We start from the raw sequence: 18,432 nt of genomic DNA, 5'->3' as shown, positions 1-18,432 counted from the left end.
CTATGCCGGGTTCGTCCCCAATGGACTAACCCCGCTACCGCGGACTGCTTCCGGGCCGCCGCTGAAGGCGGCGACCAATTTTTCGAGAACCGGGGAGAAGCCGCCGTCCGTCGGGACGATCGCCTCGGACGAAGGCAGTTCCGACGTTCGGTGGCATGCCGTTGCATGTCCGATGCCATCCGGCACGAGCTGAGGCATTTCGCTGCGGCAACGATCGACCACGTAGGGGCAGCGGGTGTGGAAGCGGCATCCCGGCGGCGGATTGAGCGCGCTGGGGATCTCTCCCTGCAGCACAATCCGGCTGCGCTTTGCCCGCGGTTTAGGCACCGGGATCGCGGACAGCAGGGCCCGGCTATAGGGATGGCGGGGCGCCGCAAACAGTGCGTCCGCCGCCGCCGTTTCGACGATCTGGCCGAGATTCATCACCGCCACGTGGTCGGCGATGTGCTTGACCACCGCGAGGTCGTGCGAGACGAAAATGTAGGCCAGCCCAAGCCGGTCCTGGAGCTCGCGCAGCAGATTGAGGATCTGCGAGCGGATCGAGACGTCGAGCGCCGAGACCGGCTCATCGCAGATGATCAGTTTCGGCTCGACCGCGAGAGCGCGGGCGATGGCGATGCGCTGGCGCTGGCCGCCGGAAAACTCGTGCGGATAACGCCGCGCCAGCCGCGGCTCCAGCCCGACCAGCCGCAAGATCTCCTCGATGCGTTCGCGCCGCCGGGCGGGCGGCACCAGGTTGTGCAGCGCCAGCGGCTCGGTCAGGATCTGGCCGACGGTCATGCGCGGATTGAGCGAGGCGTAAGGATCCTGGAAGATGATCTGGGCCTCGCGGCGAAAGGCGCGCAGCGCGCCGGCGTCGAGCGATAGGAGATCGCGGCCTTCGAACCGGATCGTGCCTGCATCCGGCTCGATCAGCCGCAGCACCAGGCGGCTGACGGTGGATTTGCCGCAGCCGGATTCACCGACCAGCGCCAACGTCTTGCCGGCATCGAGCGAGAAGGAAACGCCATCGACGGCTTTGACATGCGCCAGCGCCCGGCCGAACAGCGAGCGCTCGGCGACGAAATGCTTGACTAGGCCGTCGACCTCGAGCAGCGCCATCACGACACCAGACGTTCGAGCGGCGCGCGGATGCAGCGCGAGAGGTGGCCGGGACTGATTTCGACCAGCGGCGGTGGCGCCTTGGTGCAGGCCTCCAGCACGAAGGGGCAGCGTGCGGCGAAACGGCATCCCGCCGGCGGCTGCGCCATATTCGGAACCATGCCCTCGATTGTGGCAAGCTGTTCGGCGCGATGGTCGAGCCGCGGGATCGAGCCGAGCAGGCCGACAGTGTAGGGATGTTGCGGCGTCGAGAACAGCTCGTCGACCGGTGCGCGCTCGACGATCTCGCCGGCATACATCACCGCGACCTCGTCGCAGACTTCGGCGACGACGCCGAGATCGTGGGTAATTAGAATGATGGCCGCGCCGCTCGCCGCCTTCAACTCGCGCATCAGCTCGAGGATCTGCGCCTGCAGCGTGACATCGAGCGCGGTGGTTGGCTCGTCCGCGATCAGCAGCCGCGGGTCGCAGGCGAGCGCCATCGCGATCATGACGCGCTGGCGCATGCCGCCGGAGAGCTTGTGCGGATATTCGTCGATCCGCCGCTCGGGCGATGGGATGTGGACGCGACGCAGCAGATCGATCGCCCGCTCGCGCGCACTCCTGCGCGAGCCGCCGCGGTGGCGCAAAATCGTCTCGACGATCTGGTCGCCGATCGTGAAGCTCGGATTGAGCGAGGTCATCGGCTCCTGAAAGATCATCGCGAGCCGGTTGCCGCGAAGGTCGCGCAGGGTCTGGTCCGACGTCTTGAGCAGGTCGAAACCGTCGAAGCGGATCGCGCCGGAGATCTCCGCGCTCTGCTTCGGCAGCAGGCCCATGATCGCCAGCGACGTCACGCTCTTGCCGCAGCCGGATTCGCCGACGAGGCCGAGCGTCGCGCCATTGGCGACGCTGAGATCGACACTGTCGACCGCATGGGTGACGCGGCCGTCGTCGCCGTGAAAACGAATACGCAGATCCTTGATCTCGATGAGAGGGCTTGCGCTCATGATTGTCTTGCGCGCGCTGCGGCGATGCTGGCGTCGATGACACTGCGATCGGTGTTGCCGGCCGGGTTTTGCCGCGTCGGCATGGAGGCGCGGAAGTGGACCCAGAGCTCGTGGCTGACCCGTTCGAGCCGCTCGAGCTCACCGAGCGGATCGGGATGATCGTCGGCGCGCAGGTCCAATGCCGGCCATTCCTCCTCGCCGTGGATCAGGAGCGCAGCGGACTGCTTGCCGCGCTTGTCGCCGCCGGCGGCTTCGCCCCCGCGCATCGCGGCGAGTAGGCGGCGTGGGAAGGGCAGGCTATCATTGGCGATATAGGTCTTTGCGGTCTCGTCGAGCACATCGGCGCCCGCGAGCATGTTGCCGGCGATCGAAAAGCCGCTGCCCGCAATGTGTCCGCACCAATCGACGCACTCGCGTCCGGTATGCGCGGCAATCGCGCCGCTGGCGTCCATGATGTGGATCTGGCGGCTCTCGCGGCCGTCGTCGGTCGCGAGCAGGGCGGCCACCGCATCGTGTGCGTTGAGACCCTGACGCAGCAGCTTGACGCCATCGATGCCGTAATAAGGATTGACGAAGGCCTGCGTCGCGATGGCGCCAAGGCCCGCCGCGATGTAGGGCACACGCGCGCCGACGGCAAAGAAGCGCGTGGCTACGGCGATGCCAAACTGGCCGGTAGCAGAATCGCGCGCGATGATCGACCAGGTCATGTGCTGCCTTTAGCGCCCTGCGGCGTAGCCCTGCATGCCGCGTGGATTGGCGGCGGCGCGGCGGCGCGGACCGACGCGCGAGGCCGCGGTGAGACGGCCTTCCGACCAATCCGGTCCGACCTCGACGATATGTCCGCGTTCGCGAAGATTCGCGATCGTTGCCTTCGGCACACGGTTCTCGACCACGAGCACGCCGGGGCGCGCGGTGCGGGGCCAGAACGAGATCGGGAAATGCTCGGAGTGCCAGGCCGGGGCGTCGATCGCTTCCTGGAGATTGAGGTTGCAATGGACGTGTCGCAGGAAGAACTGCGTGATCCACTGGTCCTGCTGGTCGCCGCCGGGCGAGCCCCAGGCGAGATAAGGCTCGCCGTCGCACAATGCCATGGTGGGGGACAGCGTGGTGCGCGGCCGCTTGCCGGGCGCGAGCGAGCTCGGTTGGTTCTCCTCCAGATCGAACATCTGCGCGCGGCTGCCGAGGCAGAAGCCGAGCTCGGGAATGATCGGAGAGGATTGCAGCCAGCCGCCTGATGGCGTCGAGGACACCATGTTGCCGGCCTTGTCGATGATGTCGAAATGCACGGTGTCGCCGCGCACCTCGCCGAAGCGGCCCACCGTCGGTTCACCGGCGCCGAGCGCGCCGACAGCCTCACGCTGGCCCTCGGCGCGGCGCAGCTTGACCACGCCGCCAAAGCCCTCGATCGCACCGGGCCGGAGATCGAGCGAGGCCATGTCGGTGACGAGCTTGCGGCGCTCGTTGTTGTAGGCATCCGACAGCAGCGTTCCGATCGGGATCTCGCTGAACTCAGGATCGCCGTAGAATTTCTCGCGGTCGGCGAAGGCGAGCTTGGCGCATTCGATCTGGAGATGGATGAATTCCGGCCCGGTCGGGTCCAGCCCATCGAGCGCAAAACCCTTCAGCAGCGCGAGCTGCTGCAGCGTCACGGGACCCTGGCTCCAGACCCCGGCCTTGCAGACGGTGTAGCGGCCATAATCGTAGGTGAGCGGGGCCTCGACCGTCGGCTGCCAGCGCGCCATGTCATCGGCAGTCAGCACACCGCGATGTGGCGAGCCGCTGACGTCCATCACGTCCTGCGTCCGGCAGAATTTGTCGATGGCTTCCGCGACGAAACCCTGCGACCACGCCTTGCGTGCGCGCTCGATCTCCGCGTCGCGGCCGCCGCCGCCACTTTCGGCTTCGCTCAGGATTCGTGCGTAGGTCGCCGCAAGTGTCTTGTTGGTGAAGAGCGTGCCGGGCTTTGGCACTTCGCCGTTCGGGAGATAGACGGCGGCTGACGTCGGCCAATGCTTGCGGAATAATTGCTCGACGGTCTGGATCGTGGCGCAGGCGCGCTCGACCAGCGGATAGCCGTCTCGCGCATAGGAGATCGCGGGCTCCAGCACGTCGCGCACGCGCATCGTGCCGTAGTCACGCAGCAGCATCATCCAGGATTCGAAGGTGCCGGGGACGCAGGCCGCGAGCAGGCCGGTGCCGGGCACCATGTCGAGGCCTTCGCTCTTGTAATGCGCGATGGTGGCGCGGGCCGGGGCCGGACCCTGGCCGCAGATCACCTCGGTGCGGCCGCGCTTCACGTCGTGCACGATGATCGGAACGTCGCCGCCGGGGCCGTTCAGATGCGGCTCGACCACCTGGAGCGTGAAAGCCGTGGCGACGCCGGCGTCAAAGGCGTTGCCGCCCTTTTCCAGGATGGCCATGCCGATAGCAGTCGCGATCCAGTGCGTGGTCGCGACGACCCCAAAGGTGCCTTCGATCTCGGGGCGTGTCGTGAAGGGATCGGGATTGACGATGCTGGCCATGGACTACCTCATTTGCGGCGCGCGCAATTGATCACAGGGCCAGGCCGCCGCCAAATGCGCAGGCTGCATGGCACGCGCGCGTCACGCCGGTACCGGCGCGGTGTTGACCGCATGGCAGGCGACGCCGTCGATCAATTCAGGTGCTTCCCTGCGGCAGAGATCGAACGCCAGCGGGCAACGCGGATTAAAGGCGCACCCGGACGGCGGATTGATCGGGTTCGGGATCTCGCCCTTCACCGGAATGCGCTGGCGGCCGCTCATGGCAAGATCGGGCACGGCCCCCAGCAGCATCTTGGTGTAGGGCATGCGCGGACGGGCAAACAGCTCGCGCCCTTCCGCGATCTCGACGATGCGGCCGAGATACATCACGCCGACGCGGCTCGCCATGTGGCGGACCACGGCGAGGTTGTGGCTGATGAACATGTAGGTCAGGCCGAACTTGTCCTGGAGGTCGCGCATCAGGTTCAGGATCTGCGCCTGCACGGAGACGTCGAGCGCGGAGGTTGGCTCGTCGCAGACGATGAACTCCGCGTCGGAGGCGAGCGCGCGAGCGATCGCGATTCGCTGACGCTGGCCGCCCGAGAATTCGTGCGGAAATTTCAACCTGTCGTCGGGATGCAGGCCGACCAGGGTGAGAAGCTCTCCGACGCGGGCCTGGATGTCGCGCTCGCCCTCGATCAGGTCGAAAGCGCGGATCGGCTCGGAGATGATGGCGTCGACCCGGAAGCGTGGGTTCAGGCTCGCATAGGGATCCTGAAAGATCATCTGGATGCGGCGGCGCAGTTTCCGCCGCGCCTGGGCCTGCCGCGGATCGGTCATCGAGATGCCGTCGATCAGGACGTTGCCGGAGCTTGGCGGCAGCAAGCCGACGATCATCCTCGCCACCGTGGTCTTGCCCGAGCCGGATTCGCCGACCAGTGCAAAGGTCTCGCCCTTCCTGATGTCGAAGGTGACGCCGTCGACGGCCTTGAGATATTCGAGCTGCCCGCCTTCGAGCATGCGGTTGAGCCAGGGTTTCGAGACGTCGAAGACGCGGCGCAGATTCGTGGCCTGAACGAAGGGAGTGCTCATGCCGCGCTCTCCGCCGGCACTCCGTCATAGAGATGGCAGGCGACCGATTGCGCGCCCCGTGGCAGTGGCTCCGGTCGCTCGACACGGCAGCGATCGAACGCCAACGCGCAGCGTGGATTGAACGAGCACCCGCGCGGAATCGCAGACAATCGCGGCATCGAGCCGGGAATTTGCACCAGACGCTTGTCGTCGCCCGCGAGCGTCGGGATCGCGCCCATCAGGCCCTTGGCGTAAGGATGCAGCGCGTTCTGCACGACATCCTGCACCGGACCGATCTCCGCGACGCGGCCGGCATACATCACCGCGACCCGGTCGGAGGTCTCGGCGATCACGCCCATGTCGTGGGTCACCAGCATCACCGCGGTGCCGTGGTCGCGGCCGAGACGCTTGATGAGCGAGATGATCTGCGCCTGCACCGAGACGTCGAGCGCGGTGGTCGGCTCGTCGGCGATGATCAGCTCCGGTTCGGCGCAGATCGCGAGCGCAATCACCACGCGCTGGCGCATGCCGCCGGAGAATTCGTGCGGATAGCCGTCGATGCGCTTTTCCGGAGCCGGGATTCCGACTTCGGCGAGCAGGTCGATGGCTCGGCGGCGGGCGGCGGTCTCGGACAGGTTCAGATGGGTTCTGATCGTCTCGATGAGCTGGTCGCCGATCTTGTACAGCGGATTGAGCGAGGTGAGGGGGTCCTGGAAGATCATGCCGATGCGTTTTCCCCGCACGCGGCGCATCTCTTCTTGCGGCAGATTGTCGATGCGCAGGCCGGAGAGGCGGATCTCGCCGCCCGAGATGCGGCCCGGGGAATCGATCAGGCCAATGACCGCGAGTCCGGTGACCGATTTGCCTGCGCCGGACTCGCCGACAACACCGAGCACCTCGCCTTTGGCGATGTCGAAGGAGACATTATCGATCGCGCGCAACGTGCCCCGGCGGGAGGCGAACTCGACCTGAAGATTACGAACGGAGAGAACGGGCTCGGTCATGAACGCTGCATACTCATCGGAGTTTCGGGTTAAGCGCGTCACGCAGCCAGTCGCCGAGCAGATTGATCGCCAGGATCAGCGCCGCGAGTGCGATTCCAGGGAAGGCGACGATCCACCATTCGCCCGCGAACAGATAGTTATTGCCGATGCGGATCAGCGTGCCCAGCGATGGCATGGTCTCGGGCATCCCCGAGCCGAGGAACGACAGCGTCGCCTCGGTGATGATAGCGAGCGCGAGATTGATGGTGGCGATGACGAGAATCGGCCCCATCGTGTTCGGCAGCACATGGCGCAACATGATCACCGGGGCGGGCAGGCCAATGAGCTGGGCGGCGGCGACATAGTCCTTGTTCTTCTCGACCATGACGGAGCCGCGTACTGTGCGGGCATATTGCACCCAAAAGCTCAACCCGATCGCGAAGACCAGGACAGCCAGCATGCTCATCTCGTCGAGCTTGTTGCCGAAGACCGATTTGGCGATGCCGTTGATCAGCAGCGCGATCAGGATCGCCGGGAATGAAAGCTGCACGTCGGCGATGCGCATGATCAGCCCGTCGACGGCACCGCCGAAATAGCCGGCCGTCAGCCCGAGCAGGATGCCGATCGCGCCGGAGAAGACGACGCCGAGCACGCCGACGAGAAGCGAGATGCGCATGCCGTAAAGGATCGCGGACAACACGTCCCGACCTTGTTCGTCGGTGCCGAGCAGGAACGGGCTCTGGCCGTCGGAGGTCCATAATGGCGAGATGCGCGAGTTCATCAGCTGGAGCTGTGCCGGGTCGAAGGGATTCTGGACCGACAGCACCGAGGCGAGGATCGCGACCAGGAAGAACAGCAGCGTCACCGCCGCTGCGACCATGGTGATCTTGGAGCGGCGAAATGAATAGAACAGGTCGCTGTCGAGCGCGCGTTTGAACCAACCCGGCGCGTCGGCGCGCGTGCCGCGTTCTTCGACCTTGTGCGGGACGACGGCTTCGCTCATTCAATGTGCCCGGCTGATCGTCGAGCGCAGCCGCGGATCGACGATGGTGTAGAGGATATCAACCACGAGATTGATGGTGACGAAGATCAGGGACACCATCATCAGATAGGCAGCCATGATCGGGATATCGACATTCTGCACGGCCTGCACGAACAGCAACCCCATGCCGGGCCACTGGAACACGGTCTCGGTGATGATCGCAAATGCAATTACCGAGCCAAATTGCAGGCCGGCCACCGTGATGACGGGGATCAGCGTGTTGCGCAGCGCATGACCGTAATGGATGGCGCGCGTGGTGAGGCCGCGGGCACGGGCGAAGCGAATGTAGTCGGTGCGCATGACTTCGAGCATCTCGGTGCGGACCAGCCGCATGATCAGCGTCATCTGGAACAAGCCCAGCGTGATCGAGGGCATGATCAGCGCCTTCAGTCCGGACAGCGTCAGCAAACCTGTCGTCCACCAGCCGATATGCACGACGTCGCCGCGCCCGAACGAGGGCAGCCAGCCGAGCGTCACCGAGAACAGGTAGATCATGAGAATGCCGATCAGGAAGGTCGGCAGCGAGATGCCGATCAGCGAGATCGCCTGGAACGCGTGTGTCAGCCAGCTATCGCGGCGTAGCGCCGAATAGACACCCATCAGGATGCCACAGAGCATCGCGAAGATGGTGGCGCAGATCGCGAGCTCCAGGGTCGCGGGCATCCGCTCCATCAGAAGATTGGCGACAGGCAGACGGAACTGGTAGGAGACGCCGAACTTGAACTGCGCAGCATTGCCGATATAGCGGCCGAACTGCACGATCACGGGATCGTCGAGGCCGAGCGATTTGCGGATCGCGGCGCGTTCGGCGCCGGACGTGTCCATCCCGACCATCTGGTTCACAGGATCGCCGGCGAAACGAAACATCGAAAAGGAGATGATCCCGACGGCGATCATGACACCAATGGCCTGAATAGCCCGGCGCAGTGTGAAAGCGAGCATCTGTTCCTTTCACATTTCTTCAGTAGCGCATCATTGCGTTAGCCCGAAATAGCAAGTCCCGGAAGCCAGGGCTTCCGGGACTTCACAACTTGTCGACACCTACTCGTCCTGCTTGGTCGCCCAGTAGAGCAGGACCTGGTTGTCCGCGCGCTGGGTCAGCTTGACCTTCTTGGACACGCCCCAGGCCAGCGCCTGCTGATGCAGCGGCACGTAGGCCCAGTCCTTCATCGAGATCTCCCAAGCCTGCTTGATCAGCAGATCGCGCTTGGCCGTATCGAGTTCCAGGAGAACCTTGTCCGCGAGTTCGTCGAATTGCTTGTTGCAGTAACCAGCGAGATTGGCTTCGCCGCGGTTGGGATCCTTGGGATCATCGCGGCAACCCATGATGTCGTGCAGGACGTTATGGGAGTCCAGCGTGTCGGGGGTCCAGCCCAGCATGAAGAACGACGTCTTGTAGCCGCCGGGCTTCAGAACCTTGGCGAAATACTGGGCCTTGGGTTGCGCCAGCAGCTCCACTTTGAGGCCGATGCGGGCGAGCATGCCGACGACGGCCTGACAGATCGCGGCGTCATTGACGTAGCGATCGTTGGGGCAGTCCATCGTGACTTCGAAACCCTCGGGATAGCCGGCGTCAGCCAGAAGCTTCTTGGCGGCGTCGGGATCGAGCTTCGGCCGGGTGAAATCCTTCGCGGCAAAGATCTCTGGTGCGACCATCAATGCGGACGGCGTGGACAGTCCGCGCATGACGCGATTCTTGATCAGGTCGATGTCGATTGCCCGGTAGACGGCTTCGCGGACGCGGACGTCCTTGAACGGATTCTTGCCCTTGACGTTGGAGTACAAGAGCTCGTCACGCGCCTGATCCATGCCGACAAAGATGGTGCGGAGTTCAGGTCCCGTCAGCACGGTGGCGTTCGGACTAGCCTTCACGCGCTCGATGTCCTGGACCGGAACCGGCTCGATCACGTCGACTTCGCCGGACAACAGCGCCGCAACACGCGTGGCGGGGTTGGCGATCGGCGTGAAGACGATCTCCTTCAGATTATGCTCCGGCTTACGCCACCAGTTCGGATTGGCCTTGAAGACGGTCTTCACGCCCGGTTGATGGCTCTCGATGGTGAAGGGTCCGGTGCCGTTTTCATGGAGCGAGGCGTAGCTCGGGGTCGTCGCGGCTGCGGGCGTCGGTGCCACCGCATCGTTCGCCTCTGCCCATTTCTTGTCCATGATGTACCAGGTCGCCCACAGCGCCGTCAGAATGGGATTGGGCGAGGTCAGGATGAAATCGACGGTGTAATCGTCGATCTTGACCACCTTGGCATCGGCGGGAACGCGGCTCTGGAAATTCGAACCTTTCGCCCGCACTCGTTCGGCCGAGAACACCACGTCGTCCGCGGTGAAGGGGTCACCGTTGTGGAATTTGACATCCTTGCGCAGGTGAAAGCGCCAGCGTGTCGGCTCCGGCGTCTCCCAGCTTTCGGCGAGTGCCGGGACGATCTTCAGGTCCTTGCCGCGGGCAACCAGGCCCTCATAGACATGACCGAGATGCGCACTGGTGGTCGACTCGTTCAGCGTGTACGGGTCGAGCGACTTGAGTTCACCCTGGTTGGCATAGCGCAGCGTCTGGCTCGACGCCGGCGAAACCGCCAACGCAAGCATACTGGCGAGCGTCGCCGCAAACAGACTTCGTCCGACTGACATTCTTGACCTCTCCACTCGCCCGCACCGTCATTTTTGATTGTTCGGCGGGGCTGATCGAACCATGTTGCCCAGAGTTCTCGACCCGTGCAAGCGCCATTCCAGCAAGGAACGCGCCAAGTTGCACCGCTGTGCAGCAATGCTGACCGGCATTGACGGGTGGATGGGCGCGGGCGCGGGCAATTTTGATTGACCATATGCGCCGATCGCCGAAGCGGGAGCGCCGCCACTGGCCTCAGGTCGCTTGCGTTGCACACCGTCTCGCGGCGATACTGCGGCCGGGCGCTCGAATCTCATCTGGAGGGGACATGAAGGTTAATATCGAAATCGACTGCACCCCCCTCGAGGCCCGCCAGTTCATCGGATTGCCCGATTTGGCACCGATGCAGACGGCGGTGATGGACAAGCTGCAGCAGCAGGTCTTGAGCAACATCGACAAGGTCTCGCCGGAGTCGCTGATCCAGAGCTGGTTTACCTTCGATCCCAAGCTTGCCGAACGGTTTCAGGACATGTTCGTCACCATGGCCGGCCTGGGCGGCACGCGCAGCGGCGACAAGAAGAAATAATGCCGCCCAGTCCGGACGGGCCGCAGACCCCAGGCCGGCTTCGTCCGCCCGGCCTTGCTTTGCTGCTCGCCGAAGCCCGTGGGTTGCTCGAACTCAACGCCAGCCTGCTGCTGTCGCCGGTCCTGATGCGGGCGCCCAAAGGCGACGGCCATCCGGTGCTGGCGCTGCCTGGTTTCCTCGCCAGCGACCTCTCGATGGCGCCGATGCGGCGCTATCTCAGCGAGCTCGGCTATGAGGCACATGCCTGGCGGATGGGCCGCAATTTCGGCGGGTTCGGACGGATGCGGGATTCATTGCGCGCCCGTCTCGCCGAAATCCATGCTGCGAGCGGACGCAAGATCAGCCTGGTCGGCTGGAGCCTCGGCGGTGTCTATGCACGCGATCTCGCGCTCCAGACGCCCGATATGGTCCGCAATGTCATCACGCTCGGCAGCCCTTTTGCCAATGACATACGAGCGACCAATGCGACGCGGCTCTACGAGATGATGTCCGGCGAGCGCGTCGAGGATTTCGCCGAGCTGCGTGAGGCGATCGCCGGCGATCTTCCGGTGCCGGCGACGTCGATCTATTCGCGCGCGGACGGCATCGTGAATTGGCGAACCTGCCTGCTGCGTTCCTCCGACCGCGCCGAGAACATCGAGGTGCACCTGGCGAGCCATATCGGGCTTGGGGTGAATCCCGCAGCGCTGTGGGCCGTGGCGGACCGCCTTGCGCAACCGGAGGGGGAGTTCTGGCCATTTGACAGGGCAGGGCCGTTTGCCATTGCATATGCCCCGCCGGAACAGGCAGTATCGGCCTGACGAGAAGCGCCGCCTAAGGCGCCCGTCAAATACTCGGGAGGGAACTATGGCTGACGGTAAGAAACTGTCGTCGCTGGACGCGTCGTTTCTCTATCTGGAAACGCCGGAAATGCCGATGCATGTCGGGAGCATGGCGATCTTTCGCCTGCCGGACGACTACAAGGGCGACTTCTTCGAAGATTTCAAGGCGATGATCGTCTCGCGCCTGCACATCGCGCCGATCCTCAAAGCGCGGCTGGAGAAGGCGCCGCTCGACATCGATCATCCCTCCTGGGTCGAGGACGACCAGTTCGACATCGACCGTCACATCTTCCGCGCCAGCCTGCCGCAGCCGCGCGACCGCGCCACGCTCGAACGTATCGTGGGCTGGATGCACGCCAAGCTCTTGAATCGCGCCCGTCCGCTCTGGGAGTTCTACGTGTTCGAGGGCATGAAGGACAATGAGGTCGGGCTCTATTCGAAGATGCATCATGCCGCCATCGACGGCGGCGCCGGTGCGGCGCTGACCAACATGATCTACGATATCTCGCCGATCCCGCGGAAGGTCGATGCGCCGACCGCGGGAGCGAAGCCCGGGCAGGAGCCGCGCGACATCGCAGCGAACCTGGTCGATTCCTACCAGCAGCTTTTCACCCAGCCGCTCGATGCATCGGCGGCCGCGAAGAACCTGCAACTGCCGCGCACCGGCAAGAGCGACATCGGTTCGATCCTGTTCGACAATGCGATGTACCAGATCGAGAGTGCGGTGCGCTTTGCCGGCAACATCCCGACCATGGTCAAGAGCGTCTCGGACGTGCTCGGCAAGATATCCGATCCAAAATCGCGCGAGAGCCTTGCCAGCATGGTGTCGCCGCCGACCATGCTCAACAAGTCGATCTCGTCCGAGCGCAGTTTCGCCGGCGTTTCGATCTCGCTGTCGCGATCCAAGGCGCTGGCCAAGCAGGCCGGCGGCAAGCTCAACGACGTCGTGCTGGCGCTCGCCTCCGGCGTGGTCCGGCGCTACCTCCAGCAACACGGAACGCTGCCGGCGAAGTCCCTGACCGCTGCCGTGCCGATCTCGCTTCGCGAGGAGGGCAACACCGAGGCCAACAACCAGGTGTTCGGCATGATCTGTTCGATCGCGACCAACATCGACGATCCCAAAGCACGCCTGGAAGCCATTATCGCGCAATCGACCAAGTCCAAGGAGATGTCGCATCCGCTGCGGGCACTGATGCCGCAGATCTCCAACATCTCGATGCTGGGCGCGCCGATCGTCGTGCAGATCATGGCGTTGCTCTACAGCCGCTCCGATTTGTCGAATGTGCTGCCGCCGGCTGCGAACATCACGGTGTCCAACGTGCCGGGGCCGCGGCAGACGCTCTACGCCGCGGGCGCGGAGCTGTTGCACATCTTTCCGGTGTCGATCTCGACGCACGGACAGGCGCTCAACATCACCGTGCAGAGCTATCGCGACCAGCTCGATTTCGGCTTCATCGTCGGCGCCAACATCATTCCGCACGTGCAGGTGATGTGCGACATGCTGCCGGAAGAATTCGCCGCGCTGGAGGCGGCCTATGCTTTGCCCGCCGCGGACATCAAGGGCGCCGCTGAGTAGGAATGTTTCGATGATTGAAATGCCACCGCTCAAGTTCGTGCAGACGAACGGAATCCGCATGGGCTATTACGAGGCGGGCCCGGTCACAGACAAGCCGCCGATGGTGCTGTGCCATGGCTGGCCCGAACTCGCATTTTCCTGGCGCCACCAGATCAAGGCGCTGAGCGAAGCCGGCATCCGGGTGATTGCGCCAGACCAGCGCGGCTACGGCGCGACCGACCGGCCAGAGCCGGTCGAGGATTATGACATGGAGCATTTGACCGGCGATCTGGTCGGGCTGCTCGATCATCTCGGGATCGACAAGGCGATCTTCGTCGGCCACGACTGGGGCGGATTCGTCGTCTGGCAGATGCCGCTGCGGCATCCTTCGCGCGTCGCCGGTGTGGTCGGCGTCAACACGCCGCATTGGGACCGCGCGCCGATCGATCCGATCGCGCTGTTCCGCCAGCGCTTCGGCGATCAGATGTACATCGTCCAGTTTCAGGATCCCGCGCGTGAGCCGGACAGGATCTTCGGCAGCCGCGTCGAGCAGACGTTCGACGCGTTCATGCGCAAGCCGCTGGCGCGGCCGGCGGAGAAACCGGAGGGGCCGCCGATCGCGGGTGTCGGCGCCTCGTCGAAGACCAATCTGGCATTCCCGCAGATGATCGCAGCCTACGATGCAAAGCACGATCCGCGCACGCCGATCCTGTCGGCCGACGAGAAGAAGGTGTTCGTTGATACGTTCACGAAAACCGGCTTCACCGGTGGCATCAACTGGTATCGCAACTTCACCCGCAATTGGGAGCGCGCGAAAGGCCTGGACCATCACGTGCACGTGCCGTCATTGATGATCATGGCCGAGAACGATGCCGTGCTGCCGCCGTCTGCGGCCGACGGCATGGAGACGCTGATATCTGATCTGGAGAAACATCTTGTGAAGGACAGTGGCCATTGGACGCAGCAGGAGAAGCCAGAGGAGGTCAGCGCCAAGCTGATCGAATGGCGTAGAAGGCGGTTTGGCTAGCTGATCATTGCGAACTCGTCATTGCGAGGAGCGAAGCGGCGAAGCAATCCAGGGTGGCTCCAAGGATATATTTCTGGATTGCTTCGCTTCGCTCGCAATCACGACGTTGAAGCAGGGGGACTACATTTCGATGTCATCCAAGAACCGTCTGGACCCGATCCCGCAGCCGCCGACCAAGCCGGTGGTCGGCAATATGCTGTCACTGGATTCGGCTGCGCCGGTGCAGCATCTGACCCGGCTTGCCAAGGAACTGGGACCGATCTTCTGGCTCGACATGATGGGCTCGCCGATCGTGGTCGTCTCCGGCCACGATCTCGTCGACGAGCTCTCGGACGAGAAGCGTTTCGACAAGACGGTGCGCGGTGCATTGCGGCGGGTGCGCGCAGTCGGCGGCGACGGCCTGTTCACGGCCGACACCAGGGAGCCGAACTGGAGCAAGGCGCACAACATCCTGCTTCAGCCCTTCGGCAACCGCGCCATGCAGTCCTATCACCCGAGCATGGTCGACATCGCCGAGCAGCTCGTCGGTAAATGGGAACGGCTCAACGCCGACGACGAGATCGACGTCGTCCACGACATGACGGCACTGACGCTGGATACGATCGGCCTGTGCGGCTTCGACTACCGCTTCAATTCGTTCTACCGGCGCGACTACCATCCTTTCGTCGAGTCGCTGGTGCGCTCGCTCGAAACCATCATGATGACGCGCGGCCTGCCGTTCGAGCAGCTCTGGATGCAGAAGCGGCGCAAGACGATGGCTGAAGACGTCGACTTCATGAACAAGATGGTCGACGAGATCATTGCCGAGCGCCGCAAGGGAGGCGAGGCGACCGACGACAAGAAGGATATGCTTGCGGCGATGATGACGGGCGTCGATCGTTCGACCGGCGAGCAGCTCGACGACGTCAACATCCGCTATCAGATCAACACGTTCCTGATCGCAGGCCACGAGACCACCAGCGGCCTGTTGTCCTGCACGCTCTATGCGCTGCTCAAGCATCCCGACATTCTCAAGAAGGCCTATGACGAGGTCGACCGCGTGTTCGGTCCCGACGTCAATGTACGGCCGACCTATCAACAGGTCACGCAGCTCACCTACATCACACAGATCCTGAAGGAGGCGCTGCGGCTATGGCCGCCGGCGCCGGCTTATGGCATCTCGCCGCTGAACGACGAGACCATCGGCGCCGGCAAGTACAAGCTCAGGAAGGGTACGTTCACCACCATCCTGGTGACCGCGCTGCATCGCGATCCCTCGGTCTGGGGTCCGAACCCGGACGCGTTCGATCCGGAGAATTTCAGCCGGGAGGCGGAAGCCAAGCGGCCGATCAATGCCTGGAAGCCGTTCGGCAACGGCCAGCGCGCCTGCATCGGCCGCGGCTTCGCCATGCACGAGGCTGCGCTCGCGCTCGGCATGATCCTCCAGCGCTTCAAGCTGATCGACCACGAGCGCTACCAGATGCATCTGAAGGAAACGCTGACGATGAAGCCGGAAGGCTTCAAGATCAAGGTCCGTCCGCGCGCCGATCGCGAGCGCGGTGCCTATGGCGGACCTGTGGCGGCGTCGTCGGCGCCGAAGGCCCCGCGTCAGCCCACCGCGCGTCCCGGCCACAACACGCCAATGCTGGTGCTCTACGGCTCCAATCTCGGCACCGCCGAGGAGCTGGCGACTCGGATGGCCGATCTTGCCGAGATCAACGGCTTTGCCGTGCATCTGGGGCCGCTCGACGATTACGTCGGCAAGCTGCCGCGGGAGGGTGGCGTGCTGATCATCTGCGCCTCCTATAACGGCGCGCCGCCGGACAACGCGACGCAATTCGTCAAATGGCTCGGCGACGAGCTGCCGAAGGATGCGTTTGCCAATGTGCGTTACGCGGTGTTCGGCTGCGGCAATAGCGACTGGGCCGCGACCTACCAGTCGGTGCCGCGCTTCATCGATGAGCAATTGTCGGCGCATGGTGCGCGCGCGGTCTATCCGCGCGGCGAAGGCGATGCGCGCAGCGATCTCGACGGCCAGTTTCAGAAATGGTTCCCGGCGGCCGCCCAGGTCGCGACCAAGGAATTCGGCATCGACTGGAATTTCACCCGTACCGCGGAGGACGATCCGCTCTACGCGATCGAGCCGGTCGCGGTGACCGCCGTCAACACCATCGTCGCCCAGGGCGGCGCGGTGGCGATGAAGGTGCTGGTCAATGACGAGCTTCAGAATAAGGCCGGATCCAATCCGTCGGAGCGTTCGACGCGCCACATCGAGGTGCAGCTGCCGTCCAACATCAATTACCGCGTCGGCGACCATCTGAGTGTGGTCCCGCGCAACGACCCGACGCTGGTGGATTCGGTTGCCCGTCGCTTCGGCTTCCTGCCGGCCGACCAGATCAGGCTTCAGGTCGCCGAAGGCCGCCGCGCGCAATTGCCGGTCGGCGATGCCGTGTCGGTCGGCCGTCTGCTCAGCGAGTTCGTCGAGCTCCAGCAAGTGGCGACGCGGAACCAGATCAAGATCATGGCCGAGCACACGCGCTGCCCGGTGACCACGCCGAAGCTGCTGGCCTTCGTTGGCGAGGAGCCCGAGCCGCTCGAGCGCTATCGCAGCGAAATTCTGGCCAGGCGGAAATCGGTGTTCGATCTGCTGCTCGAATATCCGGCCTGCGAACTGCCGTTCCACGTCTATCTGGAAATGCTCTCGCTGCTGGCGCCGCGTTATTATTCGATCTCGTCTTCGCCGTCGGTGGACTCGGTTCGTTGCAGCGTCACGGTCGGCGTGGTTGAAGGGCCGGCCGCCTCGGGCCGCGGCACCTACAAGGGTATTTGCTCGAACTATCTCGCCAATCGACGCGCGGGCGACGTGATCCATGCCACCGTGCGTGAGACCAAGGCCGGCTTCCGGCTCCCGGACGATCCCTCCGTGCCGATCGTCATGATCGGCCCGGGCACGGGACTGGCGCCGTTCCGCGGCTTCCTCCAGGAGCGCGCTGCGCGCAAGGCGAAGGGCGCCGCGCTCGGCCCGGCCATGCTGTTTTTCGGCTGCCGGCATCCCGATCAGGATTTTCTTTACGCGGACGAGCTGAAGGCGCTGGCGGCGAGCGGCATCACCGAGCTGTTCACGGCGTTCTCGCGCGCGGAGGGCCCGAAGACCTATGTGCAGCACGTCCTCGCCGCGCAGAAGGACAAGGTCTGGCCGCTGATCGAGCAGGGCGCGATCGTCTATGTCTGTGGCGACGGCAGCAAGATGGAGCCCGACGTGAAGGCGGCGCTGGTCGCGATCCATCGTGAGAAGAGCGGCAGCGATGCCGCCACAGCTGCCCGCTGGATCGAGGAGATGGGCACGAAGAACCGGTATGTGCTGGACGTGTGGGCAGGTGGATAATCCAGCGGCCGATCGTGCTAAAGCTCTCGCATGATTCCCTGGGAAAAGATCGATACCGCCAAAATCCCCGGCTCCGATGAAGAGCTTCGCCTGATGCGGCGAGGCAAGGAGTTTTCCATCAAGCTCGGCACCAACGAGCTGATGAACAACCGCCTGTCGGGCTCGGAGGCCGCGCTCGCCACGCTCGCGGCGAAGCAGATCGAGACGGTCGCAAAACCTATCGTCCTCATCGGCGGCCTTGGCATGGGTTTTACGCTGCGTGCGGCGCTTACCGTGCTGGGAGGCAAGGCGAAGATCGTGGTTTGCGAGCTCGTGCCGGCGGTCGTCGCCTGGGCGCGGGGCCCGATGGCGCAGGTGTTCGGCGACAGTCTCGATGACGTCAGGGTGAGCATCCGGGAAACCGACGTCGGCGAAACCATCCGGGCGCAGCGGTCGGCATTCGATGCCATCCTCCTCGACGTCGACAACGGGCCGGAAGGGCTGACCCGGAAGGGCAATGATGCGCTCTACAATGCGAGCGGACTGAAAGCGGCGAAGACGGCGCTGCGGCCCGGAGGCGTGCTCGCTGTTTGGTCCTCGGGGCCCAATCCGGCCTTCACCAAGCGGCTTGGCAGCGCCGGCTTCGACGTCAACGAAGTCAACATTCGCGCCACCGGAAGAGGCGGTGGCGCGCGCCACGTGATCTGGCTGGCCAGGAAGAGCTAGGCGGCTATTTGTAGCCCGGATGAGCGCAGCGAAATCCGGGACGGGCGATCCGCGCAAGAACCCCGATTGC

General features: G+C 64.2%; 15 protein-coding genes. 6 read left to right on the top strand and 9 right to left on the bottom strand.

Annotated elements, in window-relative coordinates:
* The 9 genes from AC0L3J_RS09350 to AC0L3J_RS09310 form a co-directional block, all read right to left on the bottom strand.
* Complete coding sequence (locus AC0L3J_RS09350; protein ID WP_473346809.1) at positions 1-1,101, bottom strand: ABC transporter ATP-binding protein; 1,101 nt, start codon at positions 1,099-1,101, stop codon at positions 1-3.
* Positions 1,101-2,090: an ABC transporter ATP-binding protein gene (locus tag AC0L3J_RS09345; RefSeq protein WP_456765327.1), complete on the bottom strand. Its 990-nt coding sequence runs from the start codon at positions 2,088-2,090 to the stop codon at positions 1,101-1,103. Before AC0L3J_RS09345 ends, AC0L3J_RS09350 begins: the two co-directional genes overlap by 1 nt.
* Positions 2,087-2,797 (bottom strand): DUF1028 domain-containing protein, encoded by a 711-nt coding sequence (locus AC0L3J_RS09340; RefSeq protein WP_456765326.1) that lies wholly within the window; start codon positions 2,795-2,797, stop codon positions 2,087-2,089. Before AC0L3J_RS09340 ends, AC0L3J_RS09345 begins: the two co-directional genes overlap by 4 nt.
* Before the next feature lie 9 nt (positions 2,798-2,806).
* The gene (locus tag AC0L3J_RS09335; protein ID WP_456765325.1) at positions 2,807-4,612 is read right to left on the bottom strand and encodes a gamma-glutamyltransferase family protein; all 1,806 of its coding nucleotides are present in this window, start codon (positions 4,610-4,612) and stop codon (positions 2,807-2,809) included.
* An 81-nt stretch (positions 4,613-4,693) separates the two neighbouring features.
* Complete coding sequence (locus tag AC0L3J_RS09330) at positions 4,694-5,683, bottom strand: ABC transporter ATP-binding protein (protein WP_456765324.1); 990 nt, start codon at positions 5,681-5,683, stop codon at positions 4,694-4,696.
* A complete protein-coding gene (locus AC0L3J_RS09325; protein ID WP_456765323.1) occupies positions 5,680-6,666 on the bottom strand; it encodes an ABC transporter ATP-binding protein in 987 nt (328 codons plus the stop codon). Before AC0L3J_RS09325 ends, AC0L3J_RS09330 begins: the two co-directional genes overlap by 4 nt.
* Positions 6,667-6,679: 13 nt before the next feature.
* Positions 6,680-7,648, bottom strand: a complete 969-nt coding sequence (locus tag AC0L3J_RS09320) for an ABC transporter permease (protein ID WP_456765322.1) — start codon at positions 7,646-7,648, stop codon at positions 6,680-6,682.
* Positions 7,649-8,629 carry an ABC transporter permease gene (locus AC0L3J_RS09315; RefSeq protein WP_456765321.1) on the bottom strand — a complete coding sequence of 327 codons (981 nt, stop codon included), beginning with the start codon at positions 8,627-8,629 and terminating at the stop codon, positions 7,649-7,651.
* Between the two features lie 99 nt (positions 8,630-8,728).
* Positions 8,729-10,327: an ABC transporter substrate-binding protein gene (locus tag AC0L3J_RS09310; RefSeq protein ID WP_456765320.1), complete on the bottom strand. Its 1,599-nt coding sequence runs from the start codon at positions 10,325-10,327 to the stop codon at positions 8,729-8,731.
* A 305-nt stretch (positions 10,328-10,632) separates the two neighbouring features.
* Here AC0L3J_RS09310 and AC0L3J_RS09305 point away from each other — a divergent pair, with 305 nt between their 5' ends.
* The 6 genes from AC0L3J_RS09305 (at position 10,633) to AC0L3J_RS09280 (ending at position 18,362) form a co-directional block, all read left to right on the top strand.
* Positions 10,633-10,890: a DUF6489 family protein gene (locus AC0L3J_RS09305; protein ID WP_007593837.1), complete on the top strand. Its 258-nt coding sequence runs from the start codon at positions 10,633-10,635 to the stop codon at positions 10,888-10,890.
* Positions 10,890-11,690 (top strand): esterase/lipase family protein, encoded by an 801-nt coding sequence (locus AC0L3J_RS09300; protein ID WP_456765319.1) that lies wholly within the window; start codon positions 10,890-10,892, stop codon positions 11,688-11,690. Before AC0L3J_RS09305 ends, AC0L3J_RS09300 begins: the two co-directional genes overlap by 1 nt.
* Positions 11,691-11,736: 46 nt before the next feature.
* Positions 11,737-13,287 carry a WS/DGAT/MGAT family O-acyltransferase gene (locus AC0L3J_RS09295; protein ID WP_456765318.1) on the top strand — a complete coding sequence of 517 codons (1,551 nt, stop codon included), beginning with the start codon at positions 11,737-11,739 and terminating at the stop codon, positions 13,285-13,287.
* Positions 13,288-13,297: 10 nt separating this feature from the next.
* A complete protein-coding gene (locus AC0L3J_RS09290; RefSeq protein ID WP_456765317.1) occupies positions 13,298-14,293 on the top strand; it encodes an alpha/beta fold hydrolase in 996 nt (331 codons plus the stop codon).
* A gap of 130 nt (positions 14,294-14,423) precedes the next feature.
* A complete protein-coding gene (locus AC0L3J_RS09285; RefSeq protein WP_456765316.1) occupies positions 14,424-17,657 on the top strand; it encodes a bifunctional cytochrome P450/NADPH--P450 reductase in 3,234 nt (1,077 codons plus the stop codon).
* A gap of 30 nt (positions 17,658-17,687) precedes the next feature.
* Positions 17,688-18,362 (top strand): spermidine synthase, encoded by a 675-nt coding sequence (locus AC0L3J_RS09280; RefSeq protein ID WP_473346807.1) that lies wholly within the window; start codon positions 17,688-17,690, stop codon positions 18,360-18,362.
* The last annotated feature ends 70 nt before the right edge of the window (positions 18,363-18,432 follow it).

The organism is Bradyrhizobium sp. Kon37 (assembly GCF_055807535.1).
The sequence above is the reverse complement of the archived record's forward strand: the minus strand, read 5'-3'. Positions and strand labels throughout refer to the sequence as shown.

Excerpts from the sequence above, each read along its gene's own strand:
- AC0L3J_RS09350 (WP_473346809.1), bottom strand. The coding sequence starts at position 1,101 with ATGGCGCTGCTCGAGGTCGACGGCCTAGTCAAGCATTTCGTCGCCGAG.
- AC0L3J_RS09345 (WP_456765327.1), bottom strand. The coding sequence starts at position 2,090 with ATGAGCGCAAGCCCTCTCATCGAGATCAAGGATCTGCGTATTCGTTTT.
- AC0L3J_RS09340 (WP_456765326.1), bottom strand. The coding sequence starts at position 2,797 with ATGACCTGGTCGATCATCGCGCGCGATTCTGCTACCGGCCAGTTTGGC.
- AC0L3J_RS09335 (WP_456765325.1), bottom strand. The coding sequence starts at position 4,612 with ATGGCCAGCATCGTCAATCCCGATCCCTTCACGACACGCCCCGAGATC.
- AC0L3J_RS09330 (WP_456765324.1), bottom strand. The coding sequence starts at position 5,683 with ATGAGCACTCCCTTCGTTCAGGCCACGAATCTGCGCCGCGTCTTCGAC.
- AC0L3J_RS09325 (WP_456765323.1), bottom strand. The coding sequence starts at position 6,666 with ATGACCGAGCCCGTTCTCTCCGTTCGTAATCTTCAGGTCGAGTTCGCC.
- AC0L3J_RS09320 (WP_456765322.1), bottom strand. The coding sequence starts at position 7,648 with ATGAGCGAAGCCGTCGTCCCGCACAAGGTCGAAGAACGCGGCACGCGC.
- AC0L3J_RS09315 (WP_456765321.1), bottom strand. The coding sequence starts at position 8,629 with ATGCTCGCTTTCACACTGCGCCGGGCTATTCAGGCCATTGGTGTCATG.
- AC0L3J_RS09310 (WP_456765320.1), bottom strand. The coding sequence starts at position 10,327 with ATGTCAGTCGGACGAAGTCTGTTTGCGGCGACGCTCGCCAGTATGCTT.
- AC0L3J_RS09305 (WP_007593837.1), top strand. The coding sequence starts at position 10,633 with ATGAAGGTTAATATCGAAATCGACTGCACCCCCCTCGAGGCCCGCCAG.
- AC0L3J_RS09300 (WP_456765319.1), top strand. The coding sequence starts at position 10,890 with ATGCCGCCCAGTCCGGACGGGCCGCAGACCCCAGGCCGGCTTCGTCCG.
- AC0L3J_RS09295 (WP_456765318.1), top strand. The coding sequence starts at position 11,737 with ATGGCTGACGGTAAGAAACTGTCGTCGCTGGACGCGTCGTTTCTCTAT.
- AC0L3J_RS09290 (WP_456765317.1), top strand. The coding sequence starts at position 13,298 with ATGATTGAAATGCCACCGCTCAAGTTCGTGCAGACGAACGGAATCCGC.
- AC0L3J_RS09285 (WP_456765316.1), top strand. The coding sequence starts at position 14,424 with ATGTCATCCAAGAACCGTCTGGACCCGATCCCGCAGCCGCCGACCAAG.
- AC0L3J_RS09280 (WP_473346807.1), top strand. The coding sequence starts at position 17,688 with ATGATTCCCTGGGAAAAGATCGATACCGCCAAAATCCCCGGCTCCGAT.